Origin of the sequence: Taibaiella lutea (assembly GCF_008629695.1) — a bacterium.
Classification (GTDB): Bacteria; Bacteroidota; Bacteroidia; order Chitinophagales; family Chitinophagaceae; genus Taibaiella; species Taibaiella lutea.
Genome location: NZ_VWSH01000002.1, coordinates 102,531 through 127,308, shown reverse-complemented (window position 1 = coordinate 127,308; position 24,778 = coordinate 102,531). Strand labels below are relative to the sequence as shown.

The following is a 24,778-nucleotide window of genomic DNA, read 5'->3' as shown; positions in this document are numbered from 1 at the left end:
ACTGCAACTTATGGCCTGTAAAAAAATACGGGCCATAAGTTTTCTTCCTCGTCCTTTGCAATCTGCATGTCCGATTTTAATTGTGCTGTAAGTTGTGTTGTTGTTAAACCCGGATGCTGTGTATATAACTTAGCTATCACACCCGCCATTACGGCTGTTGCTCCGCTCGTATCTCCCGGCGCATCAGGCATTGTAAAAACCGTAGTAGCGCAATCCGTTTTCATGCCTTTATTCAGCCGTTGGCTGTAAGTTGCTATTTGCCCTTCGCGGTTAAGTGCGCCCACACTGACGACTTCCCTTATAATAGCAGGCCATGCCATGCCCTGAATCGCCTTATCATTAAAAGACAACTGGTGGTTTCCCGCTGCAGCAACCACTATTACACCTTGCTCTTTTAATAAGATAATCTGGTGCCGCACCTTACTATCTGCAAAATCTTTATCAGTTAAATGATGTGTATAATCCGCAAAGGCAGCACAGACAACTTTAATGTTCATCTGCTGATGCTTCTGTAATATCCAATCCAAAGCGGCTTCAAGCAAAGGAGTATTCAGTTGCCCGAATTCATTGGTTATCTGAACCGGTAATAAAATTGCCTCCGGGGCTATTTTCAATATGGTATTGCAAACATCCGTACCATGTGCTTTTAATGTAACAGGTATATCTGTTTCAGGATTAAAGGATATTTCCGGAAGATAGTTCCCCCCTGTTATATTATCCGTATTGATACCCGTATCAAGCACCGCAACGACACATGCAGCATTCATCTTCCGATTAATTTGTTGATGGTTTATTTTCTATAGCTCCGATGGGAATAGTTCTTAAAGGTATTAAAAAGGTCCATTAAAATTTATAGAAACAGACAAATGTTCGGATGAACTTACAGGATGGAATCAGCGATCGCAATGAAGCATCTTACACAGAAGAACGTATTTTAAAAGGTCGGAGATAACAAATATAAACATGCGACAGTCATTGCTGACCGTCGCATGTTATTTATACTGTTTATTTATTTATAGTGGCTTATTCCTGTTATTGAACCGGCCATCATTGAAGTGTACATGTATATAGAAATCATCCTTGTTGTAAGCAGGATCAGATATATTTAACACTTCTCCGCCCGTTCCTTCAAATACACGTCTTATATGAGTTTCCGATGCCGGAGTTACATTGCTTTTTTCATAAGCAGGTAACCAGTTAAGCTGTTCTGCCGTTGCAGGCACCGTCACTACTTCGCCGTCGTTGTAAGGATTATATCCGGCAGCATTCATATCAGGATCATTAGCGATAACCACACTATCCGCATTCGGATCTCTGGCATCATTAATGTCAGCCTGCTTTTCTCCGTCGTCGTATAAATTTACCAGGCCAATCGGTATCAGTACTTTTTTGTCTTCGGTAACGCCCATTTTATTGTCATCCAGATCTACGACCAGATAACGCACCTTACGGGTTGCCGGTTCAAAAAGTAATTCATCTACAGTGCCTATTTTCCTGCCTGTATTCGTTTTTACGGTCCATCCTTTTATATTGGGTTCGCCGTCCACAATCTTGTAATCACTGCCACCTAATTCAACAAGGTGGTCGTATCTATTTTCTACTGACATGATGTATTTTTTTTAGGTTATGCTAATAATTATTGTTTAATTCTGAAAGCAACGATTTTTACATTGCGGTTCTGTTGTCTTCCGCTTGCAGTCGCATTGGTAGCTACCGGCTCTTTTTCACCTAAGGAATGTACAGAAACTTTACTGTTCTCTACCCCACCGGAATTTACAAGCCAATCCTTTACAGCAGCAGCGCGTTCCGCCCCAAGTTGTTTATTATCGGCCGCTGTTCCCACGGCATCCGTATTACCATACACACCTATGTAAGCGCCTTTATATTTCTTATCCAAAGATGCTGAAATCTGTTTAAGTTTAGCTTCGGCATTACCTTGAACGGCACTCTGATCAGTTGCAAAAAGAATGTTTTCGCCAAGGGAATAAATAGTGTAATCATCATTGCCGCTTACTGTGATATCCTTATCCGTAATATCAGGATCAGTTGAATTTGCAGAATTGAAATCTACTCTATCCCAATCGGGTTCTGTTGCTGCCAAAACCTCTTTATTTGCAGGCGGAGCTGCAGTGGTCGTATCGGTAGTGGCAACAGGCTCTGTTTTATTATCTGATCTCATAACCAAAAAATAGATGATTGCCAATGCAACCAGAGCGAGCAAAATCCATAGCCATACAGGACTGCTTTTCTTGGGTGTTACTTCTAAATGTGCCATAATTGTTTTTGTTGTTTAAATGTTTAAGGGTGTTTAAAATATAAATGTTAACTGTTCTTTGTAACAAATCCACGGGAGCGCAAAGGCCGTGTAATTCATTGTACGGAGCAGTATTGCATTTTACAACAACCGTTTATATAAAAGGTTGGATATGCTTTGTGAATAAAATGTATAAACATTTCAATTGCCGCTTACACGAAATACTAATAATAGCAACGATTTTCACGTTGATGACTTTTTGAGGAAGGCGCAGAAAGACTAAGCAGAAAGACCCGTTTTTCGAAACGGGTCTTTCTGCGCTACGATAACACATGATAATACATTCACTTTACTCTATTATTTGAATGATTGATTTAACAATTAAAACCTGGCCATAAAGGGATTTAAACGTGGCGGCAGCAACTCGAAAAGCCTTATGAGTAGAGATAAATAAAAAAATAATTATGAGCACTTCAATTATTGACTCGACTGATCTTCTGGTCGTATTTCAAACAACAGATGGCAGTAATCAGCTTATGGTTTCTTCGTATAACAATGACGAAGAAGAATGGTCAGCCGAAGCTCCTCTTATTAGTGGACTGCAGGCATGTAACCCGGCAATAGCCACTTACGAAGGAATCTTCTATGTTGCATATCAGCCCTGGAGTGGTAAAGTTGTAGGGCAGCTTTACGTTGCAGCCTCTGAAGATGGAACCACATGGACAACTAACAGTAACCCGGTTGCTACTAATATCGGTGGTTTCGCCAGCACTATGACAGAATTCAGGGATGCATTATATAATATCTATCAGGAAATAAATACCGGACGTCTTTGTATCATCTATTCAAACGATGGCATTGAATGGTCTGCACCGGCATACATCAGTAATTATATAACCAAGACCAATCCTTCCGTTACTGTTATGGACGGAGTACTCTATCTTGTTTACCAGACCCCGGACAGCCTGCAACTCGTTATTACTACTACGGAAGATTGTTTGAACTGGACAACGCCATCTCCTCTTTTTAGTGGTATGCAGGCATGTAATCCATCCATCACTTCATTTGAAGGAAAGTTATATGTAGCTTATCAGCCGTGGAATCAGAAAGTTGTAGGGCAATTATATGTAGCCTCTTATGGCAATGGTATCAACTGGCAGCACAGCACAGCGCCTATTGTACCTAATATGGGGGGATGTGCTGCTTCGATTGCTGTTTACAATGGTACTTTAGAAATTGTATATCAGGAAATGAATACAGCCCGTCTTTGTATTACGTCCTCAGAAGATGGCAGTACCTGGGCAACATGGGCTTATATTTCTGATTACGCTACCATAACACTACCTGCAGCCAAATCTACTTTACGAAATGAAATAAGAAGGAAACTGGAAGAGAGTGGTATAGTAATAAAAGCCAAGAGCCAGCTTCCTGATCCATTTCAAGAAGATTTCTTCCACACGTCGCCTGATGCAGATTATAATTGGGAACATTACCCATCTAAAGTCGAAAATGGCTGGGGCTTGACCGGAATTGTTAATTGGCAGGCTTGCGAAACGGCAACCGATCCTGCATTACAACCCGGTACTATTTTTATTTTTCCCGGCAACAGAAATACAGAAGAAATGTACAATAAAGAATATCCTAATGACGGATACCAGGGACAGGCTATGATTAATGGTAAGTCAGCCGATCCGATTTATTTCCAGGCACCAAATAAAAGCGGCAGTTTACATGGTCAACTTTGCAATTTAATCAAACCTGAAGGAATTGATTTAATTAAATTTATGCAGAATTTTCTTGGTTTTGCATATGACGGACAAACACTAAAAATGAAATTTAATAGTAACGCATTAAACTCTTTATGGTTCTATCTTTATGATACAAATAAAGATACTACAGTGAAAAAAACATTCATGTTTCTTTCTGAGGATTGGGAACTAAGCTTGAAAGGTGCTCTGGATAAATACTTTCAATAAAATAATAACTACTGACCGATAATAAAAGAGGCCATATCGTATGATATGGCCTCTTTTGATTCTGTGGTGTTCTCAATGAGAGGCGGCGCGGAGACAAAAATATTTTTGCTTTAGCGGGAATAATAATGTTATTGAAAGCGTCCGAGCGATATCGCAACCACTTCCAGTGTAGACGTTTGTGCTACATCAGGATTATACAGAAAATGCGGTGCTTCCATGCCGCCGTTCCAGGGACCGAAAATAAATCCTACCGGTTCGTCATTACTATTGGTAAACATATAAAGCTGGCCATAGCCTACACCTGAATCGGTATCATTATCATTAGCGCGGGAATCGTTGAAATGTAAAGAACCGCCGGATGCAGTGCTGTCGTAAACGGAGATACAATAAGCATTGCTGACATAACCCGGTAAGTTATTAAACTCAGTCATAGATACTTTTTGCGGCGCCCCGGTAAGCACCATAAAGTGACCATTGGATTCCCCGTCCTCATAAGCAAGGCATATAATGTCACCTGCCTGAGCATTGGAGAAACCGCCTTTAGCAATGCCGGTATAATTTTTACCTGATTCCTGTTGCTGTATGCCCGGAGCATATACGCTACCACAGACATAGCTCCAGCGACCCGGACGAAGCACCGGCAATGCTACTGCAAACTCAAATGCCGAAGGCACCCAACCGGGAGCAGAAAAATGCGCAGCATCGGCATTCACCTGACTCTGAAAAAGACAAAAAGCGTTTTGTGAAGGATCATCACCTCCAGTAGCAATCAGCACTCTGGATCCAAAGCCTACGCAATCTATAGTGGCATTAAAAACGGCTGCTACTCCGTCATAAGCGGCATTAGGGAAACGCTCTGTAGGCCATACATCGGAAAAGGCTTCCGGTGTAGGGATATAATATCCGTTACCGGGGTTGATGTAATTGGTGCTTACGGTAAAAACATTCCCGTTATAAGAAACTTGTTTGCCTGATATAGTCGCACCGGGAATTACCTGATTTTGCTGCTGTACAAGGAATGGTGCAGCTATTGCAGTTGCTGCGTCTAACACAGTAGGATAATATCCCGGCGTATAACTGCCGGGATTGGCGAAGAAATTGATAATGGCCATTGAATTTTGATATTGGTTTGATTCAGATCAAAAATAAAGCGAAACATCTGTATGCTGCTCCGTATAAATACCTGATTTGGAACCGGGATCAATTTTACACTGTAGCAAGACAAATACTCATACTATCTGAAAACTAAACCTGCAGCATCTATGATAGCCGGATAAAGATAACCAACGAGCAGGTGCTTGTTTTTATTTAGTAAATAACCGGTTGATGATATTCAAAGCCGGTCCGGTCATCAATGTCGTTGCCAGCGCCATTATCACCATAATGGTAAATATCTGCGGAGGTAAAATGCCCAAGTCATAACCGATATTAAGCACAACCAGTTCCATTAGTCCCCTTGTGTTCATCAATGCACCAATAGATAGGCTCTCTTTCCAGCTCTGGCCTGTAAATCGTGCTGCAACAGCACTTCCTCCAAACTTACCTGCCACCGCCAATGCAATTACAAGCGCACAAATCACCCATAAATGGGGTGTATTCAATAGACCTATTTCTGTTCTCAATCCTGTAAATACAAAGAAAAGGGGCAAAAGTAACACCAGTGCTACATCCTCTACCTTATCAATAAGAACTTTCCGGATGTTTTCTTTTTCAGGCATAATTACACCGGCCATAAACGCGCCGAAAAGGGCATGAATGCCAATTGCCTCCGTTAAATAAGCAGATACAATCAGTGTTATGAAAAATACTGCTATTATCTGCCTGTTCAGTATTGATTTATCACTGTATCTTTTCACCAATTTATTTAAAAAAGGCCGAACAACTTTCAGCATCAGCAACATATAAGCTATAGTCAGCAAGAGGACATAAACCGCATTCACAACTGAACCTGCTTTTACAATGGCAATAACTGCAGCCAGAATGCACCAGGCAGTTATATCATCAGCAGCAGCGCAGGTTATGGCAATGTTGCCCAGTTTTGTCTGAGACAGTCCGCGTTCCTGTATAATTCTTGCCAGTACGGGAAATGCCGTGATGCTCATAGCAATGCCGATAAAAAGTGCAAACGGGAAGAACCTGGTATCTGCAGGTGCAAATTCTTTATAAATAAACAATGCCAGCAGGATACCTGAAGCAAAGGGAAAGATAATGCTGGCATGGCTTATTACGATGGCATCTTTCATTTTGTTCTTTAAGCCCCCGGGTTGAAGTTCCATGCCTACTACAAACATAAAAAGTATCAACCCTATCTGACTCAGGAATTGCAGGTTCCCCAATGACGGTAACGGAAATATAAAAGAAGTTACCTGAGGAAACCAATGCCCGAGAAAAGAAGGCCCTAATAAAATACCGGCAATGATTTCACCTATAACAGAAGGCTGATGTATTTTTTTAAAGAGAAAACCAAAAAATCTGGCAAGGCCTATAATTACTATTATCTGTAATAACAATATAGCCAAAGGATGCACCGCATTTACCTTCAGGTTGCTCAGCAATGAATCCGGTGCGGCAATCACAGGAGATACATTTTTAACAAGCCCTGCATCTTCCAGAGACTGCCCCTTCATTACTATAAAGTATATCAGTAAAGAGAAGATGATAAAAGTGGATAAATAAAAAATAAGGTTACGGAATCTGGTCATACATTTTGAATAAAAAGAACTGCAAACTTATTCTTTAATTCTTATGTATTGTTATCAGACATACAGAGACGGAATTATTTAATGAAACGGCCGGTTTATTTGAAATTATGATTGTTCAGGTACCGGTTTTCCGGGCCCTGAATTTCTGTAGATTAATCTCAGGGCAGAAGGCAGCACAATAAGCAATAGCGGTAGGGCTATGATAAAACCGCCGATTACAGCTATTGCCAATGGTTGATGCAATTGCGCCCCCGCCCCTATTCCCATTGCCAAAGGAAGAAGCGCAATAATCGCACCAAACGCAGTCATAAGTTTTGGCCTCAACCGTGTGGAAACAGCATATACTACTGCATCGTCAACCGATTGCGTAAGCATCGCTTCTTTGAATTGCAGAAAAGTAAAAATGGCGTTCTCCCCTATTATCCCTACAATCATGATAAGCCCGGTATAACTGCCTACATTAAGCGCAGTATTTGTAAAAAACAATGCTATATAGCTTCCTGCAATTCCCAGAACCGATATCAGCAGAATGGTGAGCGCGACTTTCACATCACGGAACAGAAAAAGGATTACCCCGAATACAAGCAGACAGGAAGAAAGCAGGATAATCAGTAATTCATGGAAAGATTGCTGTTGTTCGGCATACGCACCTCCGTATGCTATATGGTAGCCAACCGGCAATGCTATCTTCTCATCGATCTGTTGTTGAATCTGTTTGATTACAGTTCCAAGATCGGCATTATCCAACCTCGCAGTAACAACACCCATAGATTGAAGGTCTTCGCGTTCTATTTCTGCATCCCCGCTTTTGATAGTTATTTTCGCCAGAGCCGACATAGGATATAGTCTTCCATCAGGTAAGAATACCTGCAGGTTCGACAAATCTTTTACGCTTGTTTTTCGGTTATTGGGATAAACCATTCTCACGACAGATAATTGTTCTTTTTCCAGAATGCTGCCTGCCACATTCCCTTCTAATGAAGTCTGGATTTGCGCTTGAAGATTTGCAGGAGTAATACCGAATTGTGCCAGTTTGCTGTAATCCGGAGCTATACTTATCGACGGGCCTGCAATAACGATACCGTCAAATACATCTGCCGTACCCTTTACATCCGAAATCACCTGTGCTACCTGCCGGGATAATTCCTGCAACTTTTGCCTGTCTGCCCCGAATATCTTCACCTCAACAGGCTGTACCGATGTCATAAGGTCTCCCAGCATATCACCTATCACCTGACCAAAGTCAACACGCAAGGCCGGCTGTGTCGATTCGATCCTCTGCCGTATATCACTCGTAACCTCATCTGTTGATCTGTTGCGCGATTTCTTAAGTTGGATAAGATAATCCCCCCTATTAGGTTCCGTTATAAAAAAGCCCATCTGCGTGCCGGTACGTCTGGAGTAAGCAGCCACTTCCGGTATTTTTTGAATAATCTTTTCAACTTCACGCAGCATCCTGTCTGTTTCCTGAAGTGAGGTGCCGGGAGGCGATGTATAATCCAGCACAATGCTGCCTTCATCCATTTCAGGCAGGAAGCCCGTCTGAAGTCTGGGCAGGATAAACACAACAGAAAAAATCAGTACCAATACAAAAGCAAGGCTGATTACCGGACGCATCAGAAAAAAAGAAACCCATTTTTGCTTTTTCACTTCATGCGACTTAGCATGGAAGCGCTTATCCGATTTGCCGGTAAGCAAAAGATAAATTACCGGCAATCCTATCCAGGTAACAAAGAACGAACATAAGAGCGTAATGATCATCGTACTGGTCATCACTTTAAAGTAGGCTCCGGCTACCCCGCTCATCAGTATAAAGGGAATAAATATAACAATAGTGCTGACAGACGAGCCTACCATAGCCGGAAACAGATATTTAATTGCCTTCTGAATAAGACTTGTGGTGGGCTCTTCGGGATGTTCCTCATGCGTCCTGTGAATCTGTTCCACTACCACAATGGCGTCATCAATGATAAGACCAATCGCTGCGGCGAGTGCACCCAGAGTCATGATATTTAAAGTATATCCGAGGATGTATAATACAATCAGCGTAAGCGTAAGTGTAACCGGAATGGTTATCAGGATAGTGGCGCTTGCCTTTAAGGAGCGAAGGAAGATAACCGCAACAATAATGGCTAATGCCAGTCCTATCCATAAGCTGTCGGATACGCTTCTGACAGAATCATTGACAAAATCGGCCTGAATATAATAGGGTTGGATTGTTACGCCTTTAGGCAAAGTTTGTCTTAGTGCTGCTACTTTCAGTTCCATGTCGGAAGAAAGCTGTACGAGATTGGCATTGGGTTGTTTAATAATGGCAATCAGCAAAGCATCTTTACCATTAGCATTGATCTTGGTAAATTCAAGGTTTTCATTTACACGTACTTCAGCTATATCCTGTGCTGTAACAATGCGTTTGCCATCGTTCCTGATAACAACCTGCTTCAGGTCATCAAGTGTCTTTACAGTTGCGTCCGTAACGGTAAGATACATGTATTTATATTCTGAGAGATAACCGTTGGATTTTATGAAATTGGCTTGTGCAAGCGCATTGCTTACCATTTCCGGCGTAATGCCCAATGTGCTCATCTTTTGTACATTCAATTCCAGCCAGTACTCTTTGGTACGTCCTCCGCTCACCCTTACTTCCGATACGCCTGCAACCTGCGACAGAAATGGCTTGATGGTATAGTCAGCAAGCATTTTCATCTCGATAGGCGATTTATTATGGCTTTCAACCGTATAGCCCATTACCGGAAGTATCGAAGGGTTCATCTTCTCAACCGTAATCTGCGCTTCCGGTGGCAACTGGTTTTTGACATCCGCAATCTTTGCCTGTATTCGCTGAAGGCTGAGATCAATATTTGCATTCCAATCTATATAGGCTGATATCTCGCAGCTACCTTTGCTGGTTGTACTTCTGATTAGTTGCAGGTCGGGAATCTGCTTTATCGCATTCTCCAGAGGCTTTGTTACCGTCACCATCATTTTATCGACCGGCTGCAGTCCGGCATCGGCGATGATTTTTATTTTAGGGAATGTAATTTCCGGAAATAAAGCCGTCTGCAATTTGCTGTAAGCAAACATGCCACCCGCAATAATAAGCGCCAGTACCACTGACAATGGGCTTTTATAAGACACAAAAAAGTTCTTCACGATATCGCGCGTTTTCAGTTCTGATGAATGATTTTTACTCTTGCCGTATCTTCCAGTCCGTAATTGCCGCTGATAAGTACCCGTTCCCTTTCCGTAAGTGCAGGTGTCAGTATTTCAACTTTATCGGCTGTTTCCATGCCTTTTGTAACCGGAATTTTTACAGCCGTATGATCATCTGATAGCTTCATAATCCAGAATTCGCTTTGTGTTTCATCTGTAAGTACTGCGGCCTTGGGAACACTAACCGCATTTGGCTTGCCGTTTTTAAGTAGGCGCACTTTGGCGATAAGATTTTCAGGAATGGAATGATCGGCAGACACTTTTATTACAAGACGCTCCGTTTGCGAAGCGGAATCCATTTGCGGCATAGCAGAAGTTATTTTCCCTTGTATAGATTCACCATCCGGCAAAACAACGCTTACTTCTTTTTGTCGTGAAATCAATGTATGCAATTCGTAAGGTGCATTCATCACAAAAGCAAAACTGTTCTGATTACTGATAACAGCAAGCTGCTCTCCGTCCTGTACATAATCGCCTGTTTGATGATCCAGTTGCGTAACGTAGCCGTTCCCGCCTGCTCTTATGCTATTTGTGCCGTTGAACCTGAACGAAGAATCAATCTTATTAAGTGTATTGCCGAGGCTCTGTGCTTCTTTGGTAGTAACCGTAAAGAGCACCTGACCATTGCCCACGTGTTGCCCCAAACGAATATTGGAGGAACGCAGGTATCCGTTTGCATTGGCTTTTACAAAATTCTTTAATAGAAATACAGATGTTGCATTGATCTCAATATATTCGCTCATACTATCACGGCTGATGTGCGCTACAGTGACAGGTGTTTCCACCTGGCCGACAGCAGCATTGTCTTCTTCAGCTTTGCCGGCACAGGAAGTGAGCCATGCGCAAATTATCAATGTAAGCAGTAATTGAGTTTGTCTTTTAAACATAAAATCGTGTTACCTGTTCCAATAATTGATTTGATTGATAATCTGCCACCTTGCTATTTTATATTGCGTAAGTTGATTTCTGATAGTCAGGTAATTATTAATAGCGATAACCAGATCAGCAATTTTCACGTCTCCGGTTGACAGCAATTTTGTGTGCGCTTTTATTAATGCTTCGGAATATTTTATCTGATCACTCATCTGAAATATTAACTCTTCCGTCGAACGAAGTTGTTGCCTGTATTGGATCATCTGCTGATTATATTGGCGGCTGAAAAAGTCAAGATAATTGCTTCTTGTCTGTTCTGCCAGATCCAGTTTCCTGTATTCCATTTTCCGCTGATGTCCGTCATAGATAGGTATACTTAAGGTAAATCCGAAATTGTAGCCGAAATTCTTGTATGGCGTTATGGCAAGCGAAGAATTATATCCGGCATCTGCAAATGCACTGAGTTTCGGCTTGTAATTAAAGTCAATAAGCAATCTCTTATTAATCAGCGAAAGGCTGTCAATCCGGTATTGCCTGAAGAAAACAGATTGTTCCCGTGCAGGATATTGCGTTAAGGAAATATCAGGTTCTATAAGATTAACCTGCGCAGTATCAACAATACCGCAAAGATAATTCAGTGTAGCCAGGTCGTTCTGCAATTGAATAGCAGACTGGCTTCTGGCTATATCCTGTTGCTGTAAGGTAACCAGAAACGTGAGATAGTCTGTTTGCCGGTAAACATTGTTTTGAGTAAGCTTCTTCAGTACTTCGTCTTCATCTTTCAATAACAGGAAGCTCTCATTAAGGAAATCGCACTGTTGCTTGTCCCCATAGACGGTAATATATTGTGCCGTTATTGTACGCTTCAGCTCCTGCTCCGTCATCTTTTTGTTATTCTCAATTCCCTGATTCAAAAGACTGATGCTTTCAAACTGGCTTTCTAAATTTTTACGTCCGGCAAAAACTTTATTCACCCCGACTACGGCATTGATATTTCTTCCGTTGGTAATAGCCTCATCGTATCCCCAGCCTTTAATAACCGGTGCATATGAGTTCGTGCTGCTGGCAATAACCTGCGGTTTATATCCGGCTCTTATCTTGGCGCTGTCAATTGCATTTGCGCTTATCTGATTCTGGTAATCTTTAAGCAACGGACTTGCCTCTAAACCGGAATCAAGGTAAAATTGAAGATTATTATCCTGAGCCGTAGCCGTAAAAACAGTCAACACACAACAGGAGATCAGCAGCCATTTCATTTTTATAAGATTGAATCTGAAATAGCCAAAGGCTGCAACATTACAGCCTTTGGCATGGTTATATTAATCCTTAGCTTCTTTAATGAATTTGCCATCTGCATCAAATAAAACATCCTTCTTCTCAACCTCAGCTTCGTAGTTCACGCTGCCGTCCGCTTTTACAATCTTTGCTGCTTCTTTAACTTTTTTGCCTGCATAATGTTGCTTCATATAAGCTGAAGCACTTGCCGGTAAAGCTGTAACGGCAATCTCTGTTTCCGTTTCTGTTAAGGTACCGTTAGTTTCAAACAGTGCAGACATTTCCTTGCCACCTTGTTTAAAATTCACTTCAAGCATGTCGTCCTCTTTCTCCCATTTTACATTTGTAGCGCCGGGAAATTTACTTTCAAATCCGGCCTTTGCTTCTTGCGTAGGTTTTACCTGAGCATGTTTCTTTTCCTGGGCATGGATAACCAATGTCAGGCTTAGGGTGATGCCAAGCATTCCGATAATCTTTTTCATTTCTTTTATTTTTGTAGCGTGAAATAATAAGGCAAAGCTGCTCCCTGATTCTGAATATTCTTTGGATTATAAAGCAGTTTATTGTTAATAAAAACAATAATTATTACTGCCGCTTCAGTAACATTAAAAGGTTGTTTTGCTTACCCGCATTTAGCTTATCCTGGCAGTAAGCAGTGTGGAAATGATGCGACTGCATTAACTTCAATGTGCCCTGTTCCCAGTTACTTACGTCTAAGCCACGCAGCATAGCTTCTTCCTTTACAGCTTTGTCAACAGCAAAGAATGATGCTGTTCCGAGATGATACAAGTCTGCATCACAAAGTATTTCTTCTATAAGCGTATGAGGGCGCTGAGGCATCCTGGTTGCAAGGATGCAATGATCAATTGCCGTTATCAGATTAACAGGAATAGATTTTTGTCCGGAAAAATAAAGATTGGCAATCTTTATGCTTTCTTCTTCATGTCGTTGCGGGGCCGAGAATATTTGTCCCGTATCATGAAACCATGCAGCAGCTACTAATGTGAAAAATTCCTCCAAACTCAGATCATAATTAGCTGCAATTTCTTTTGCATGCGCTACCACACCACGGGTATGATCTATGTTATGATATATCAGATAGTCAGGTGCATATTGTTCAAACATTATAGAAACCGTCTGTTCTACATCCGCTAACAACACCCTTACTTGCTCGTTATCCATCTTTCTTAAGAACCGATCTATTTAAAATGTAAAATATTTTTAGTTGTCAGAAGGCATATCGGGGTATCCGTCTTTATGTTTATCCTTATTAAATTCCAGCTTGCCGAACTTATAAGTGAATGTCAGGCCGACAGAACGCATGGGAATCTGCCTGAGGCTGTAAGAGTCATAAGTATCAGTTGTAACAGTTGTGACTTGGTTGATATAGTTACTGAATATGTTTGTAGCCGTAATGCCTAAACTGGCGTTTTTATGCCATAACTGTTTCCGTACAGCGAATGTGTAAGTGAGCATCTGAGGACTTTTGCCCTGAACGCTGTTGAAAGGAGAACGATAATTTCCGAATGCTTCAGCTATAAAGCCATCCGTTATCTCATAGCTTACATTCATGTTCAGACGCAGGCTTAGTGAATTGGTGATGCTTTCATCAAGCGTATTGACTATATGCCGGTGAAAAAGCATCAGGTTTCCGCGTAAGTTCAGGCCCTTCACAACAGGCGTGCTGCCGCTCAGAATGAGTCCTGAATTATATTCTGTGCCAATGTTTCTTTTGTTTGTAATAGAAACATTCTGATATACGGAGTCGCCCACTTCAAAGTCAGGATAAAATGCAGTGTAAGGCTTTATGTCATTGCTGTTTATCCTTTCCGACAAAGCAAGATAAAAGTTAGCGCCATTATCAAAGGAACGGCTGTAACCCAGTTCCATATTATCGCCAATCTCGGGCTTAAGCAACGGATTACCCGTTGTAATGTTGTAAGGGTCACTCAGGTTAAGGAAGGGATTTAATTCATCATATTCAGGACGCTCTATGCGGTGTGCGTATGCGAACTTTACAGATTGCTTATCATTAATATTATGCGACAATAAAACAGACGGGAAGTAAGTGTTGTAAGAAGGTATATGTGTGTTGTTGTAGTCAAGCATGACATCCGTATGTTCTATCCGCATACCTGCTTTTATATCCATAAAGTCAAACATCGAAAAGGATGCGGCAACATACCCGGCATAAACATTCATTTTATAATCCAGCCCGTACGACTGAAGGTAATCATCAACATATTCACCATTGGAGGGTGACAGCACGCTGACATTTGAAAGGCTGTTGATATGCTGGAAATTGCTTTTTACACCTGCTTCAAATGTTGCTTTTTTACCAATCGGACGAACATAATCTGCTGATATATTCGTCTGGTTATCGGTACCGGTATTATAACTCGAAGTACCTGTAAACGGGTTTAAAGCGCCTTCCATTGTCTGGTCCTGGCTATATTGGAGAACAGGCCGCCCGAAACTGGAATTGTAATTAAAATCAATCTCTTCCCCTTCCCTCCTGAACTTATGTTTGTAATCAAGGCTCCAGTCCAGAGAATGGCTGGACATGCTGCTGCCGGAATTGCGCAGGCTTTGCACATCTGACACCGTATTACTCAGGTTATCTGTTACAGTTTCCTGTTGCTGCGTCAGACCGCTGCGGTTATTGCTGAAATTGCTGTATTCAAATGATCCCGTTACGATGTCGGCTTTTGATACATTCCAGTCGAAGCCAAAACCGGATTGATAACCATTTCTCTTTATGTCATTGTAATTATCCTGAATCAATCTTGTGGTTGTCCCGTCGGAAGGATTATAGGATTTACGATCCTGCAATCCCGGTGATTTGGACTTCAGTGTGGCATTACCACTGAAAAAGGCATTCATACCAAAATTGCCCGAACGCATATTCAGGTTTACGGATGCATTTTCCGTTCTCGTTCCGGCAGACAGGTTGACATTGCCATTTACCCCTTTTGCTTTATTATCCTTGAGTATGATATTGATTATACCTCCCGTACCCTGCGCATCATACTTTGCGCCCGGGCTTGTAATGGCTTCAATGCTCTTAATCTGGCTTGCAGGTATGGACGACAAGGCATCAGCGAGGCTGTTACCAAAAATGCTTGAAGGTTTGCCGTTTATGAGAAACCTTATACCCGAGCTTCCCTGCAGCTCAACATTTCCATCTGCATCTACCGACACCTGAGGCACTTTCTTCAGCACATCAAGCGCCACACCGCCCTGCGCAGTTACGTCATTGGCAGTATTGTAAACAATTTTATCAATCCTGTTTTCCACTACAGGTGCGGCTCCGGTAATGGTGACTTCCGTCAATTCGCGGCTATTGCTTTTTAAATAAATTACAGGCAGCGTAATATTAGTCTTGTTGCCGTCCGGCAAAAAAACACTGTCCAGTTGAGTGGTATTGTATCCCAGAAAAGACGCAGCTATTTTGAAAACGCCTTTCGGAAGACCGGTTATTGTAAACAATCCCGAAGAATCAGTAGTAGTACCGTCTATAATTTTGTTTGTAACTTGTTCTGAAATAGAAATAGTAGCGTAATCAACGGGCTTTCCTGTGTTTAAATCAAGCACTTTCCCTGAAATACGAAACTGGGCATTGCAAATAAAGGTGGCAAAAAGAAGCAGAGCTACAATAGACAGCGGTTTCATCTGGTTTGACATAATTAAGCTGCAAACCTATTGCCACATTCTGAATATTTTTTGGAGAGATGAAGTGTGGAATTAAATGATTGGTTAAAGAATTATGACAATCGAGCCGGCTATAATTAATACTCCGCCTATAATGGTTTTAAGCTCTAAAGGCTCTTTCAATATAAGAAAAGCGAGACCCATTGCAATTGCTACGCTGAGTTTATCGATGGGCGCAACTTTGGATACGCTGCCTGTTTCCAGTGCCTTGAAATAAAATATCCATGACAGGCCCGTTGCAATACCCGACAAGACCAGGAAAACAATATTGCTTCTGCTGAGTGTCTTGATTTCTTTAAACTCACCGCTGAAAATAACCAGGCCCCAGGCCACAAACAGTATTACAACAGTACGGATGGCCGTGGCAACATTCCCATTGATTCCCTTAACACCCATTTTCGCAAGTATGGCAGTCAGGGCTGCAAATAAAGCGGATAGTAATGCATAGTATTTCCACATAGACCAATAGATTAGCAGTTAAATTTACGAAGATTTAATTCCGCTCTTATGATGCCTTTTTCCCCACCGGTATTGATGCGTCCAGTAAGACAATTTCATGGAGAGTATACCCATGCCTGCGCCCATTAATACATCTCCGACAAAATGCTTGTTATTTGCTATTCTCAGCAGTCCTGTAGTACCGGCCATTCCGTAAGCCATATATGAAATCCAGGGGTATTTATCCTTGTATTCTTCACTTAGAAAAGTAGCGGCGGCAAATGCCTGTGCCGTATGACCTGAAGGGAACGAATGTATATTTGCCGCATCGGGCCTAAGTTCATTGGTTGTGTACTTCAGAATGTTTACCGTCACAAACATCAGCGCCTCGCCCTTTAAAAGTATCAGGCTCCTGTTAAGAATATCATTTTTGGATTTAAAGCCAAAAGCATCCAGTCCGTAAGCAATAGGAATGGGCGCGTACTGTAAGTAATTATCAATACTCGTATGGAAATTTGAAAAATGCTCGTTACGCTCTTCTGCTATCCTGAATTTTATTGATGCCGTAAATATTGTTGTGGAAACAATGCCCGTTGTCATCAGGGCAGCAGGCACATATACCTGTTTCAGGTAAAACGGCGTCATGAGCGGCTTAAATAACGAATCTACCTTAAGCGCACTTTTATCAGCGTTGCCAAGGCTATCTGTATTGTTCAAAGCAGATTGCGCATCAGAAACAGTGGCGGTAAAGGAAAAGAGGAAACAAAGAAGATACTTCATCGGTCGTATTAAACAACAAACCTATTGCTCAATTCTGGATAATTTCTGTAGCTACGTTAGTAAAGGCGTTTCCCATTCCAATGTAAAAACATGCTGATGGTTTTCCCAATCGTAAGAAACCTGAATACCCGATTGTTCCGCAATCTGTTTGATAATAGCCAGCCCCAGCCCATGCTGCGTGGAATGCTGTTCATCTTTATAAAAACGACGGAATATTCTTTCTTTATCCAGGCTCACCGGGCTTCCGGTGTTTGAAATCCGGAATACACCGGGCTTAAGGGAAATATTGATCTCCCCGTCCCTTGCATTATGTCGCACCGCATTGCTGACAAGGTTGTTCAGCAGAATTTCCAGTAACATTTCATTACAGGAAATGACCGCGTCTGTAAGCTCGCTCTTTACTTTTACAGAAGATTCCTGCATTATCTCCTTAAGCTGCTCCAGCTTTTCATCAACCTTGGTTTTCAGATTCAGCATGGACGTTTCCTGAAATTGCTTGTTCTCAATCTTTGCAAGCAATAAAAGAGAACGGTTCAATTTATCCAGACGCGTAATTCCCGAGTATGCACTTTTAATCGCATCCGCCTGTGTATCAGAAAGCCCCTCCTGTTGTATAACCAGATCTAATTTCGATCTTACAATCGCAAGCGGCGTCTGCATTTCATGAGAGGCATTCTCTGTGAACTCTTTAAGAATCCTGTATTCCTGCTCTGCAAAATTTATAGTCTGTTCAAGCGTGTTGTTTAAAAAACGGAATTCATCAATATTGGTCTCAGATAAAGTCAGCCTGTCTCCCTTGCTTATTTTAATGCCCTTTAGTTTATGGATGGTTTCATAAAACGGCGCCCAGATTTTTCTCAGGACTATCCTGTTAAGCAATACCGAACTCAAAATAACAAATAATAAAAGCACGACTGTTGTGGCGGCTATAATCCTCGTGAGCATTCTCGTGCCCTCCAGCGGCTTTGCAATTGTAAACTTATAAATTACATCCCCGTTTCGCTTCGTAAACACAAGCTGGCGAAAAGTGTGCATCTTATCTTCATCCGGCTCGCGCAACTCCGTAAACGAAAACTTGTCCTTTACCTTATGCGCTGTTATATCATAATGAATAATCGTTTCATCTATTGCATCGCTTTCAGGAAGTGTCCCCTTCAAATCTATATACCGCTCTATCCGGTCTTTGTAATCCACCAGCACCTCATCCAATTCATGAATGAGCAAGCCCCTGACCATGATAAACGTAGCAGCTCCAGAGCAGAGAAACAACAGCGACATCAAAATAATATTTATCCGGTTGTATTTACTTAATAGCTTCATGATTGCAAGGTTAAATACTGAATTTGTAACCCATACCGTAAACGGCCTTGATGTAGTCGGGACAGCCCGCCTGTATCAGTTTTTTCCGCAGGTTCTTTATATGCGAATATATGAAGTCGTAACTGTCTGCCATATCAATATCATCTCCCCAGAGATGCTCCACAATAGACTCCTTGGTAACCACCCTGTTTTTGTTGCTGATAAAATAGAGCAGCAATTCATACTCCTTTCGGGTCAGGCTTACAGGCTGGCCGTCATGCTTTAATGTCTTGTCACTCAGGTCAAGCGTAAGATGATCAATAGCGATTATATTTTGCCCGCCAAAAGACTTTCTTCTGATAATGGCCGCCACCCTTGCACCCAGCTCTGCAAGATGAAAAGGCTTGGCCAGGTAATCATCCGCCCCCAGGTTGAGCCCTTCAATTTTATCATCAATGGAATTTCTCGCACTTATAATCAATACCCCGTCTTCTTTTTGTTGCTTTTTCAGTTCTCTTAAAATATCAAGCCCGCTGCCATTGGGCAACGTCAGGTCAAGAACGATGCAGGAATAGTCATTTAAGTGAATCTTCTCCATTGCTGCATTAAAATCTTTTGCAGGCTCGCAGATAAACTGTTCGGAACTCAGATACGTTATAATACTATCTGCAAGTTCCCTTTCATCTTCGATTATCAGAACTTTCATATCAAAATAAAACTGCAAATTAAGAGATCAATTCTGTATTATTTTTGGAGATAGTTAAAACCTTGACTGTGCAGAGCTTCGGCTGTAGTTTCCATTCGACGTGGTCAGTATCTCCGCGACCGTAATAGCACCTTTCCGCCGTTGTTAGTACTTTCACCAACAACATCTGTCCCTGCATCATCTCCCGCAGGGACCTTGCGAAACGCTTAACTAACCTGCCTCATCCCGCCGTGGTCAGGGTCTCAGCAACCGTAATAGCACCTATCCGCCGTTGTTGGTGTTTTCACCAACAACATTTATCCCCGCATCGTCTCCCGCAGGGGACCTGCGAAACGCTTAACTAACCTACCTCATTTCGCCGTGGTTGGTGTCTCACCAACCACAATATCGTTTCTGCCCCCGCATCGTCTCCCGTAGGGGACGTTGCGAAGCGCTTAAGTATTTCCCCTTATCTTTGCGCCGCTTATGGTTCCTCCCTCGGGAGGATTAAAAGGGAATCCCGTTTAAATCGGGAGCTGTTCCCGCAACTGTAAGGTTCTATAAGTATATTTCAACACGCCACTGTCATCTTTTGATGGGAAGGCGAAATATACCGGACCAAGCCAGGAGACCTGCCTTAACGCATTAGTATTTTGTTTTCGGAGAAAAAACATAAATGCAGTTAAGCCTTTCCATTGCATACCTGCACTTAATTTTTCGTCCTTTTTTATCATTTTTAAATTCCTCAAAAGGAAATGAAAAAACTTTTACTGGGCTTCTCAGTCCTCCTTGCCGCGCATGTTACCATGGCGCAAAAACCTTACGACCTTTATGTGGTTGCAGAAGGTAATTTCGGATCACCAAACGGTGATGTATTCAAAGCTTCCCGCACCGGCGGCTCAACACATGTATTCAGCGCAGGGCTTTTTCAGACGGCCAACAGCTCGCTCGGTATCGACGTATTGCAGGATTACGGCACCTTTGGCAACAGGGCTGTGTTATGCGGAAAAGGCGGTGCCTCCTCCCCTTACAAGTTATCCATAGTAGCCTATCCTTCTTTCGACACCATCAAGACCTTTACAGGCGGCGCAGGTTATCAATGTCTTGGCAAAGCAAGCAATACAAAAGGCTATGTAAGTCAGGCAACCGGCAACATCATTCAGCTAATCGACCTTGTCAATAATACGATGACCCCTGTTACCGATACCGCTAATATGATAAGTTCCTATGCAAGCTATATGGCAGCCGCAAACGGCTTTATGTATGTTGCCATAGGCAGTAAAATTGTCAAGATAGATACTGCCGCAAACAAGGCGGTAGCAAGCATCCTACCGGGCATCGGTTCTATAGCAGGCATGCAATACGACGCGGCCAATAACTGCATCTGGTTGCTGGGCAAAGTATCAGGCATTTCGGCATTGGTTAAGCTTGAGCCATCCAATAACGATCTGCTGAACGCCCCTGTCAGCTTAACCGGCATCAGCAATGCGGCACAGCTCAGGTTAGCTGTCAATAAGCTGTATTTCCTGTCCGGCAAGAATGTATATGCTTACAACATCGCCAGTCCTGTTGTTCCCGTTCCGTTAATATATACAAGTACATTACCCGGCAACAGCTTTTCATTCGCTTACGGAAAATCATTTGACGTAGATCCCTATACCGGAGATTTTGCAGTTGCAACCGCAGGCAACTATGCCGAGCCCACGAAGTATGAAATTGTTGATGGAACCACTTTTACGCAGATAGATACCGGCAGCGTTGCCGGAAGGATTGGCAACGAACTGGAACTGCATACTTACATTGCACCTGTCATTGATACCGCAGCATTACAAACTGTTTTTGCACAGTGCGACACCACAATTACCGCTCCTGTTGCTACGGCAGGAAGTTTACCGATAGCAGGCACCACAAACGATTCCCTCAACCTTCATAATCAGGGCAGCCATACCATTACATGGACCTTTACCAACGGTTACCTTTCATCTACCGCTACACAAACTGTAATTATTGATGATACAATAGCGCCCGTTGCCGACAATAATCTGGAAGCCTTAAACGTAAACTGTCCTTATACACTGACGGCGCCGACGGCAACAGATAATTGCGCAGGCCTCCTGATGGGCACTACCGATTCCTTACATTTTACCGTTGCGGGCAATTACACTGTTCAATGGCATTATGACGACGGGCACGGAAATACCACCATCCAGACCCAACAACTGAAAGTGAATTGTACAACAGGAATCGACGAACTGTCGGCGCAGCAGGTATTTCAGCTATACCCCAATCCGACTAACGGCTTTATCACTATAAGAAGCAATCTTGCAACTGCAAACAAGAAAGGATATAACTGCATTGTTACAAATGCATTGGGTCAGGTATTCTATAAAAGCGATGTAAAAGAAGAGAGGCATACGATCGACCTGACAAATATGTCTTCCGGTATTTACCTCATTACCATTGCCGACGCTCAAACTAACCGTAAATACACACAAAAGTTTATAAAGAGATAAGTTGCGATACAGCAAGAGATAAACAAAAGGATGGCATTAACCCGCCACCGTTGGTCTGAGCATTTATTGCTCAGACCTTTTTTTCGTCGTAGCATCTCCCGAAGTGACTTTATCCCCGCATAGTCTACCGAAGGGGACGCTGCGTATGTAGCCAACGCCGTTGTTGGTGTTTTCACCAACAACATTCCCTATGCATAACCGCCATGATTAGTGTCCCACCGACACCTGCCGCTGTTAGTGTTTTTACCGACCGCGCACCAAAACCTAAAACAAGAATGAACGGAAAACCTTACATTTATGCCGTATATAGTGAATGTGCCATGAACATACGTTTAAAAAAAGAGGAGAAAGTAAAAGTTTTGTGTGCCGACGATCTGTACGGCATTATGCAACGTGTACTGGTGCGCGAAAGCAGGATAGACCGCAACCGCGAACACTTGTGGACCGTAAGTCTCGATAACGCTTACCGCATACTGAACATCGAACTCGTAAGCCTGGGTACCATCAACAAGACCCTCATCGAACCGATGGAAGTGTTTAGCATTCCCTTGCAGAAAAGAGCGGTTAAAGTCATTTTGGTACATAACCACCCCAGCGGCGAACTTACCCCCAGCGAACGCGACAAAGACGTTACCGACCAGCTGATACAAGTGGGCCGGATAATGCATGTGCCGCTGATGGATCACCTCATCATCAGCGAGAAAGATTATTACAGCTTTATGGACAGCGGCCTGCTGAAAGAACTGGAGCAGAGCCTTAAATACGTACCCGCTTACGAAATTAAAAGACGCTACGAAAAAGCGGCTATTGAAATTGGTAAGAAACAGGGAAATAATGAGGGCAAAAAAGAAGTTGCCAAACAGATGAAAAAAGAAGGTTACGAGATAGAAGCTATCATGAGGATAACAGGTTTAAGTAAAGCTGTTATCGGAAGGTTGAAGGTGGAGTAAGGTTGAAAGGTTTTGTATTTTAATGTCCTAGCCCGCGGCGGTTAGTGTCTCACCGACCGTCTATGCTGGTGCAGGTCTGTGGCCTGTTCTAACATATATGACAGTTCCATTTTTACAGACGTATCAAAAGAATAAAATTTACGTATGCTGGTGCAGGCCTGCGGCCTGTTCAAATAAACACGGCAGTCATTTCAAATAAATGGCTGCCGGGTTTTTATGTATAAAATAGTAGATTTTTGTCCCCGCAGCGTCTCCCAAAAGGGATGCTGCGAAACGTAAAGGGTTACTATTCGATACCTTTGTAAAACAATCTGCAATCTGTATTGTATAGATACTGATTTACCAATGACCGACGTACACGACAAAGCCACCCGTAGTTATAACATGAGCCGCATTAAAGGGAAAGATACCAAACCCGAAATGCTGGTACGTAAATTCCTTTTCTCCAAAGGATTCCGTTATCGCCTGCACGATAAAAAGTTGCCCGGTAAGCCTGATATTGTGTTAGCCAAATATAAAACCGTCATTTTTATTCATGGCTGCTTCTGGCACGGGCACGAAGGCTGCAAATATTACGTAGTGCCTAAAACCCGTACCGAATGGTGGCTGGATAAGATCGGAAAGAACATACTGAATGATGAAAAAGCTATTGCAGCCTTAACAGAGAAAGGTTGGAAAGTAATTATAATTTGGGGGTGTGAATTGAAAAAGAGTACAATTGAAGATTCTTTAAAAGCACTTTTAGTAAAAATTCAAAAAGGACAGTAAATACTTACCCACAAAATGGCAAACGTGACTTATAGGCCAATGTACTATAAGTCACGTTTGCCATTTTTGCAGAATGGACATTCAGAGTAAAATAGGTGAACGTATTAAAGAGATACGGACCTCTTTAAATCTCACACAAGAAGCGGTTGCTTATAAAGCAGAGGTTGATAGATCATTTATGAATCATGTTGAAAACGGAAAAAGAAACATTTCCATGCGTACGCTTGAAAAAATCATTTGCTATGGCCTTGAGATAACATTTCAGGATTTTTTTAACCATGAATCTTTTAAATCAAAAGGGAGGTTAAGGAAATAATGAAAGGAAAATTTAAGTTTATTGATCTTTTTGCAGGGATAGGTGGATTTCATATAGCAATGCATAGCGTAGGAGGAGAATGTGTTTTTGCAAGTGAATGGGACAAGTTTGCACGAATAACTTACGAGCATAATTTTAAGAATATTTCTCCTAAGCTGTTTTCTTCGGGAAATTTTAATGCAGATATTAATGATGCAGATGTAGATAAAATACCGGACTTTGATGTATTGTGTGGTGGATTTCCTTGTCAGGCTTTTTCTAACGCAGGATTAAAAAAAGGGTTTGATGACACAAGAGGAACTTTGTTTTTCAATATTGCTGATATTGTAAAGCATAAGATAGATAAAGGTTTTCCTCCAAAAGTTTTGTTACTGGAAAATGTAAAAGGTCTGAAAAGCCATGATAAAGGTAAAACGTTTAAAAAAATTCTTGAAGTTTTAGATGGGCTTGGGTATAAAGTCAATCATGAAGTATTAAGTTCCAAAAACTTTGGAGTGCCTCAAAATCGTCAGCGAATTTTTATAGTAGCCTGGCTTAAAGGAGAAAATTCACCTGAAAGTTTTTCTTTCCCATTTGGATTAGATATAAATAATATGCCAATCATGGATAAGGAGGATTTGGAGGAAAAAGTGAAACCTGTTAAAGTTGGAGATATCTTAGAATCGAAAGTAGACGAAAAATATACAATTTCTGATAGGTTACATGCAGGACATCTAAGAAGATTAAGTGAACATAAGGAAAAGGGAAACGGTTTTGGCTTTTCGCTTTTCAATAAAAACAGTCCATATACAAGTACGATTTCGGCCAGATATTACAAAGATGGAAGTGAAATATTGATAGAGCAAAAAGGTAAGAATCCAAGAAAATTATCGCCAAAAGAGGCAGGATTGTTGCAAGGTTATTCTATTGGTAAAGGATATTCAATTGTAGTATCTGATGTACAAGCCTATAAACAATTTGGCAATAGTGTATCTGTTCCCGTTGTAACAGCTATTGCAAAACAAATTAAAAAACAACTACTCTGA

21 protein-coding genes and 1 riboswitch are annotated in these 24,778 nt (G+C 41.9%); of the genes, 6 read left to right on the top strand and 15 right to left on the bottom strand.

Annotated features, from left to right (window positions below):
- Positions 1-8: 8 nt before the first annotated feature.
- The 3 genes from F0919_RS07890 to F0919_RS07880 all read right to left on the bottom strand — a co-directional run bounded on the left by F0919_RS07890 (position 9) and on the right by F0919_RS07880 (position 2,275).
- Positions 9-767 carry a S8 family peptidase gene (locus tag F0919_RS07890; RefSeq protein ID WP_150032213.1) on the bottom strand — a complete coding sequence of 253 codons (759 nt, stop codon included), beginning with the start codon at positions 765-767 and terminating at the stop codon, positions 9-11.
- Positions 768-1,013: 246 nt separating this feature from the next.
- Entirely contained in the window at positions 1,014-1,607 is a 594-nt protein-coding gene (locus tag F0919_RS07885) for a PRC-barrel domain-containing protein (protein WP_150032212.1), read from the bottom strand.
- Positions 1,608-1,636: 29 nt separating this feature from the next.
- Positions 1,637-2,275 carry an OmpA family protein gene (locus tag F0919_RS07880; protein WP_150032211.1) on the bottom strand — a complete coding sequence of 213 codons (639 nt, stop codon included), beginning with the start codon at positions 2,273-2,275 and terminating at the stop codon, positions 1,637-1,639.
- A gap of 443 nt (positions 2,276-2,718) precedes the next feature.
- On the opposite strand from F0919_RS07880, the gene F0919_RS07875 reads away from it, so the two are divergent.
- Positions 2,719-4,230 (top strand): exo-alpha-sialidase, encoded by a 1,512-nt coding sequence (locus F0919_RS07875; protein WP_150032210.1) that lies wholly within the window; start codon positions 2,719-2,721, stop codon positions 4,228-4,230.
- A 128-nt stretch (positions 4,231-4,358) separates the two neighbouring features.
- Here the strand turns inward: F0919_RS07875 and F0919_RS07870 are convergent, their stop codons facing one another.
- The 12 genes from F0919_RS07870 to F0919_RS07815 form a co-directional block, all read right to left on the bottom strand.
- Positions 4,359-5,342: a hypothetical protein gene (locus tag F0919_RS07870; RefSeq protein WP_150032209.1), complete on the bottom strand. Its 984-nt coding sequence runs from the start codon at positions 5,340-5,342 to the stop codon at positions 4,359-4,361.
- Between the two features lie 192 nt (positions 5,343-5,534).
- A complete protein-coding gene (locus tag F0919_RS07865; protein ID WP_150032208.1) occupies positions 5,535-6,932 on the bottom strand; it encodes a cation:proton antiporter domain-containing protein in 1,398 nt (465 codons plus the stop codon).
- 105 nt (positions 6,933-7,037) lie between these two features.
- Positions 7,038-10,085 (bottom strand): efflux RND transporter permease subunit, encoded by a 3,048-nt coding sequence (locus tag F0919_RS07860; protein ID WP_150032207.1) that lies wholly within the window; start codon positions 10,083-10,085, stop codon positions 7,038-7,040.
- Between the two features lie 14 nt (positions 10,086-10,099).
- A complete protein-coding gene (locus F0919_RS07855; RefSeq protein WP_150032206.1) occupies positions 10,100-11,032 on the bottom strand; it encodes an efflux RND transporter periplasmic adaptor subunit in 933 nt (310 codons plus the stop codon).
- Between the two features lie 9 nt (positions 11,033-11,041).
- Entirely contained in the window at positions 11,042-12,274 is a 1,233-nt protein-coding gene (locus F0919_RS07850) for a TolC family protein (protein WP_150032205.1), read from the bottom strand.
- 63 nt (positions 12,275-12,337) lie between these two features.
- Entirely contained in the window at positions 12,338-12,775 is a 438-nt protein-coding gene (locus F0919_RS07845) for a PepSY-like domain-containing protein (protein ID WP_150032204.1), read from the bottom strand.
- Positions 12,776-12,878: 103 nt separating this feature from the next.
- Positions 12,879-13,475, bottom strand: a complete 597-nt coding sequence (locus tag F0919_RS07840) for an HD domain-containing protein (RefSeq protein WP_150032203.1) — start codon at positions 13,473-13,475, stop codon at positions 12,879-12,881.
- Between the two features lie 39 nt (positions 13,476-13,514).
- Positions 13,515-15,965 (bottom strand): TonB-dependent receptor domain-containing protein, encoded by a 2,451-nt coding sequence (locus F0919_RS07835; protein WP_190277312.1) that lies wholly within the window; start codon positions 15,963-15,965, stop codon positions 13,515-13,517.
- A gap of 84 nt (positions 15,966-16,049) precedes the next feature.
- Complete coding sequence (locus tag F0919_RS07830; RefSeq protein ID WP_150032201.1) at positions 16,050-16,463, bottom strand: EamA family transporter; 414 nt, start codon at positions 16,461-16,463, stop codon at positions 16,050-16,052.
- Positions 16,464-16,487: 24 nt separating this feature from the next.
- Positions 16,488-17,222: a phosphatase PAP2 family protein gene (locus F0919_RS07825; RefSeq protein ID WP_150032200.1), complete on the bottom strand. Its 735-nt coding sequence runs from the start codon at positions 17,220-17,222 to the stop codon at positions 16,488-16,490.
- A 51-nt stretch (positions 17,223-17,273) separates the two neighbouring features.
- On the bottom strand, positions 17,274-18,542 hold the full coding sequence (locus F0919_RS07820; RefSeq protein ID WP_150032199.1) for a sensor histidine kinase: 1,269 nt from the start codon (positions 18,540-18,542) through the stop codon (positions 17,274-17,276).
- Between the two features lie 10 nt (positions 18,543-18,552).
- Complete coding sequence (locus F0919_RS07815; protein ID WP_150032198.1) at positions 18,553-19,227, bottom strand: response regulator transcription factor; 675 nt, start codon at positions 19,225-19,227, stop codon at positions 18,553-18,555.
- A 449-nt stretch (positions 19,228-19,676) separates the two neighbouring features.
- Positions 19,677-19,860, top strand: a riboswitch (cobalamin riboswitch).
- Between the two features lie 101 nt (positions 19,861-19,961).
- Between F0919_RS07815 and F0919_RS07810 the strand changes: the two genes are divergently transcribed.
- The 5 genes from F0919_RS07810 to F0919_RS07790 all read left to right on the top strand — a co-directional run bounded on the left by F0919_RS07810 (position 19,962) and on the right by F0919_RS07790 (position 24,778).
- Positions 19,962-21,719 (top strand): T9SS type A sorting domain-containing protein, encoded by a 1,758-nt coding sequence (locus F0919_RS07810; RefSeq protein WP_150032197.1) that lies wholly within the window; start codon positions 19,962-19,964, stop codon positions 21,717-21,719.
- A gap of 203 nt (positions 21,720-21,922) precedes the next feature.
- Positions 21,923-22,669: a JAB domain-containing protein gene (locus F0919_RS07805; protein WP_216629395.1), complete on the top strand. Its 747-nt coding sequence runs from the start codon at positions 21,923-21,925 to the stop codon at positions 22,667-22,669.
- Between the two features lie 345 nt (positions 22,670-23,014).
- Positions 23,015-23,437, top strand: coding sequence for a very short patch repair endonuclease (locus F0919_RS07800; protein ID WP_150032196.1), 423 nt, complete (start codon positions 23,015-23,017; stop codon positions 23,435-23,437).
- A 73-nt stretch (positions 23,438-23,510) separates the two neighbouring features.
- A complete protein-coding gene (locus tag F0919_RS18825) occupies positions 23,511-23,753 on the top strand; it encodes a helix-turn-helix domain-containing protein (RefSeq protein WP_150032195.1) in 243 nt (80 codons plus the stop codon).
- Positions 23,753-24,778: a DNA cytosine methyltransferase gene (locus F0919_RS07790; protein WP_190277311.1), complete on the top strand. Its 1,026-nt coding sequence runs from the start codon at positions 23,753-23,755 to the stop codon at positions 24,776-24,778. Before F0919_RS18825 ends, F0919_RS07790 begins: the two co-directional genes overlap by 1 nt.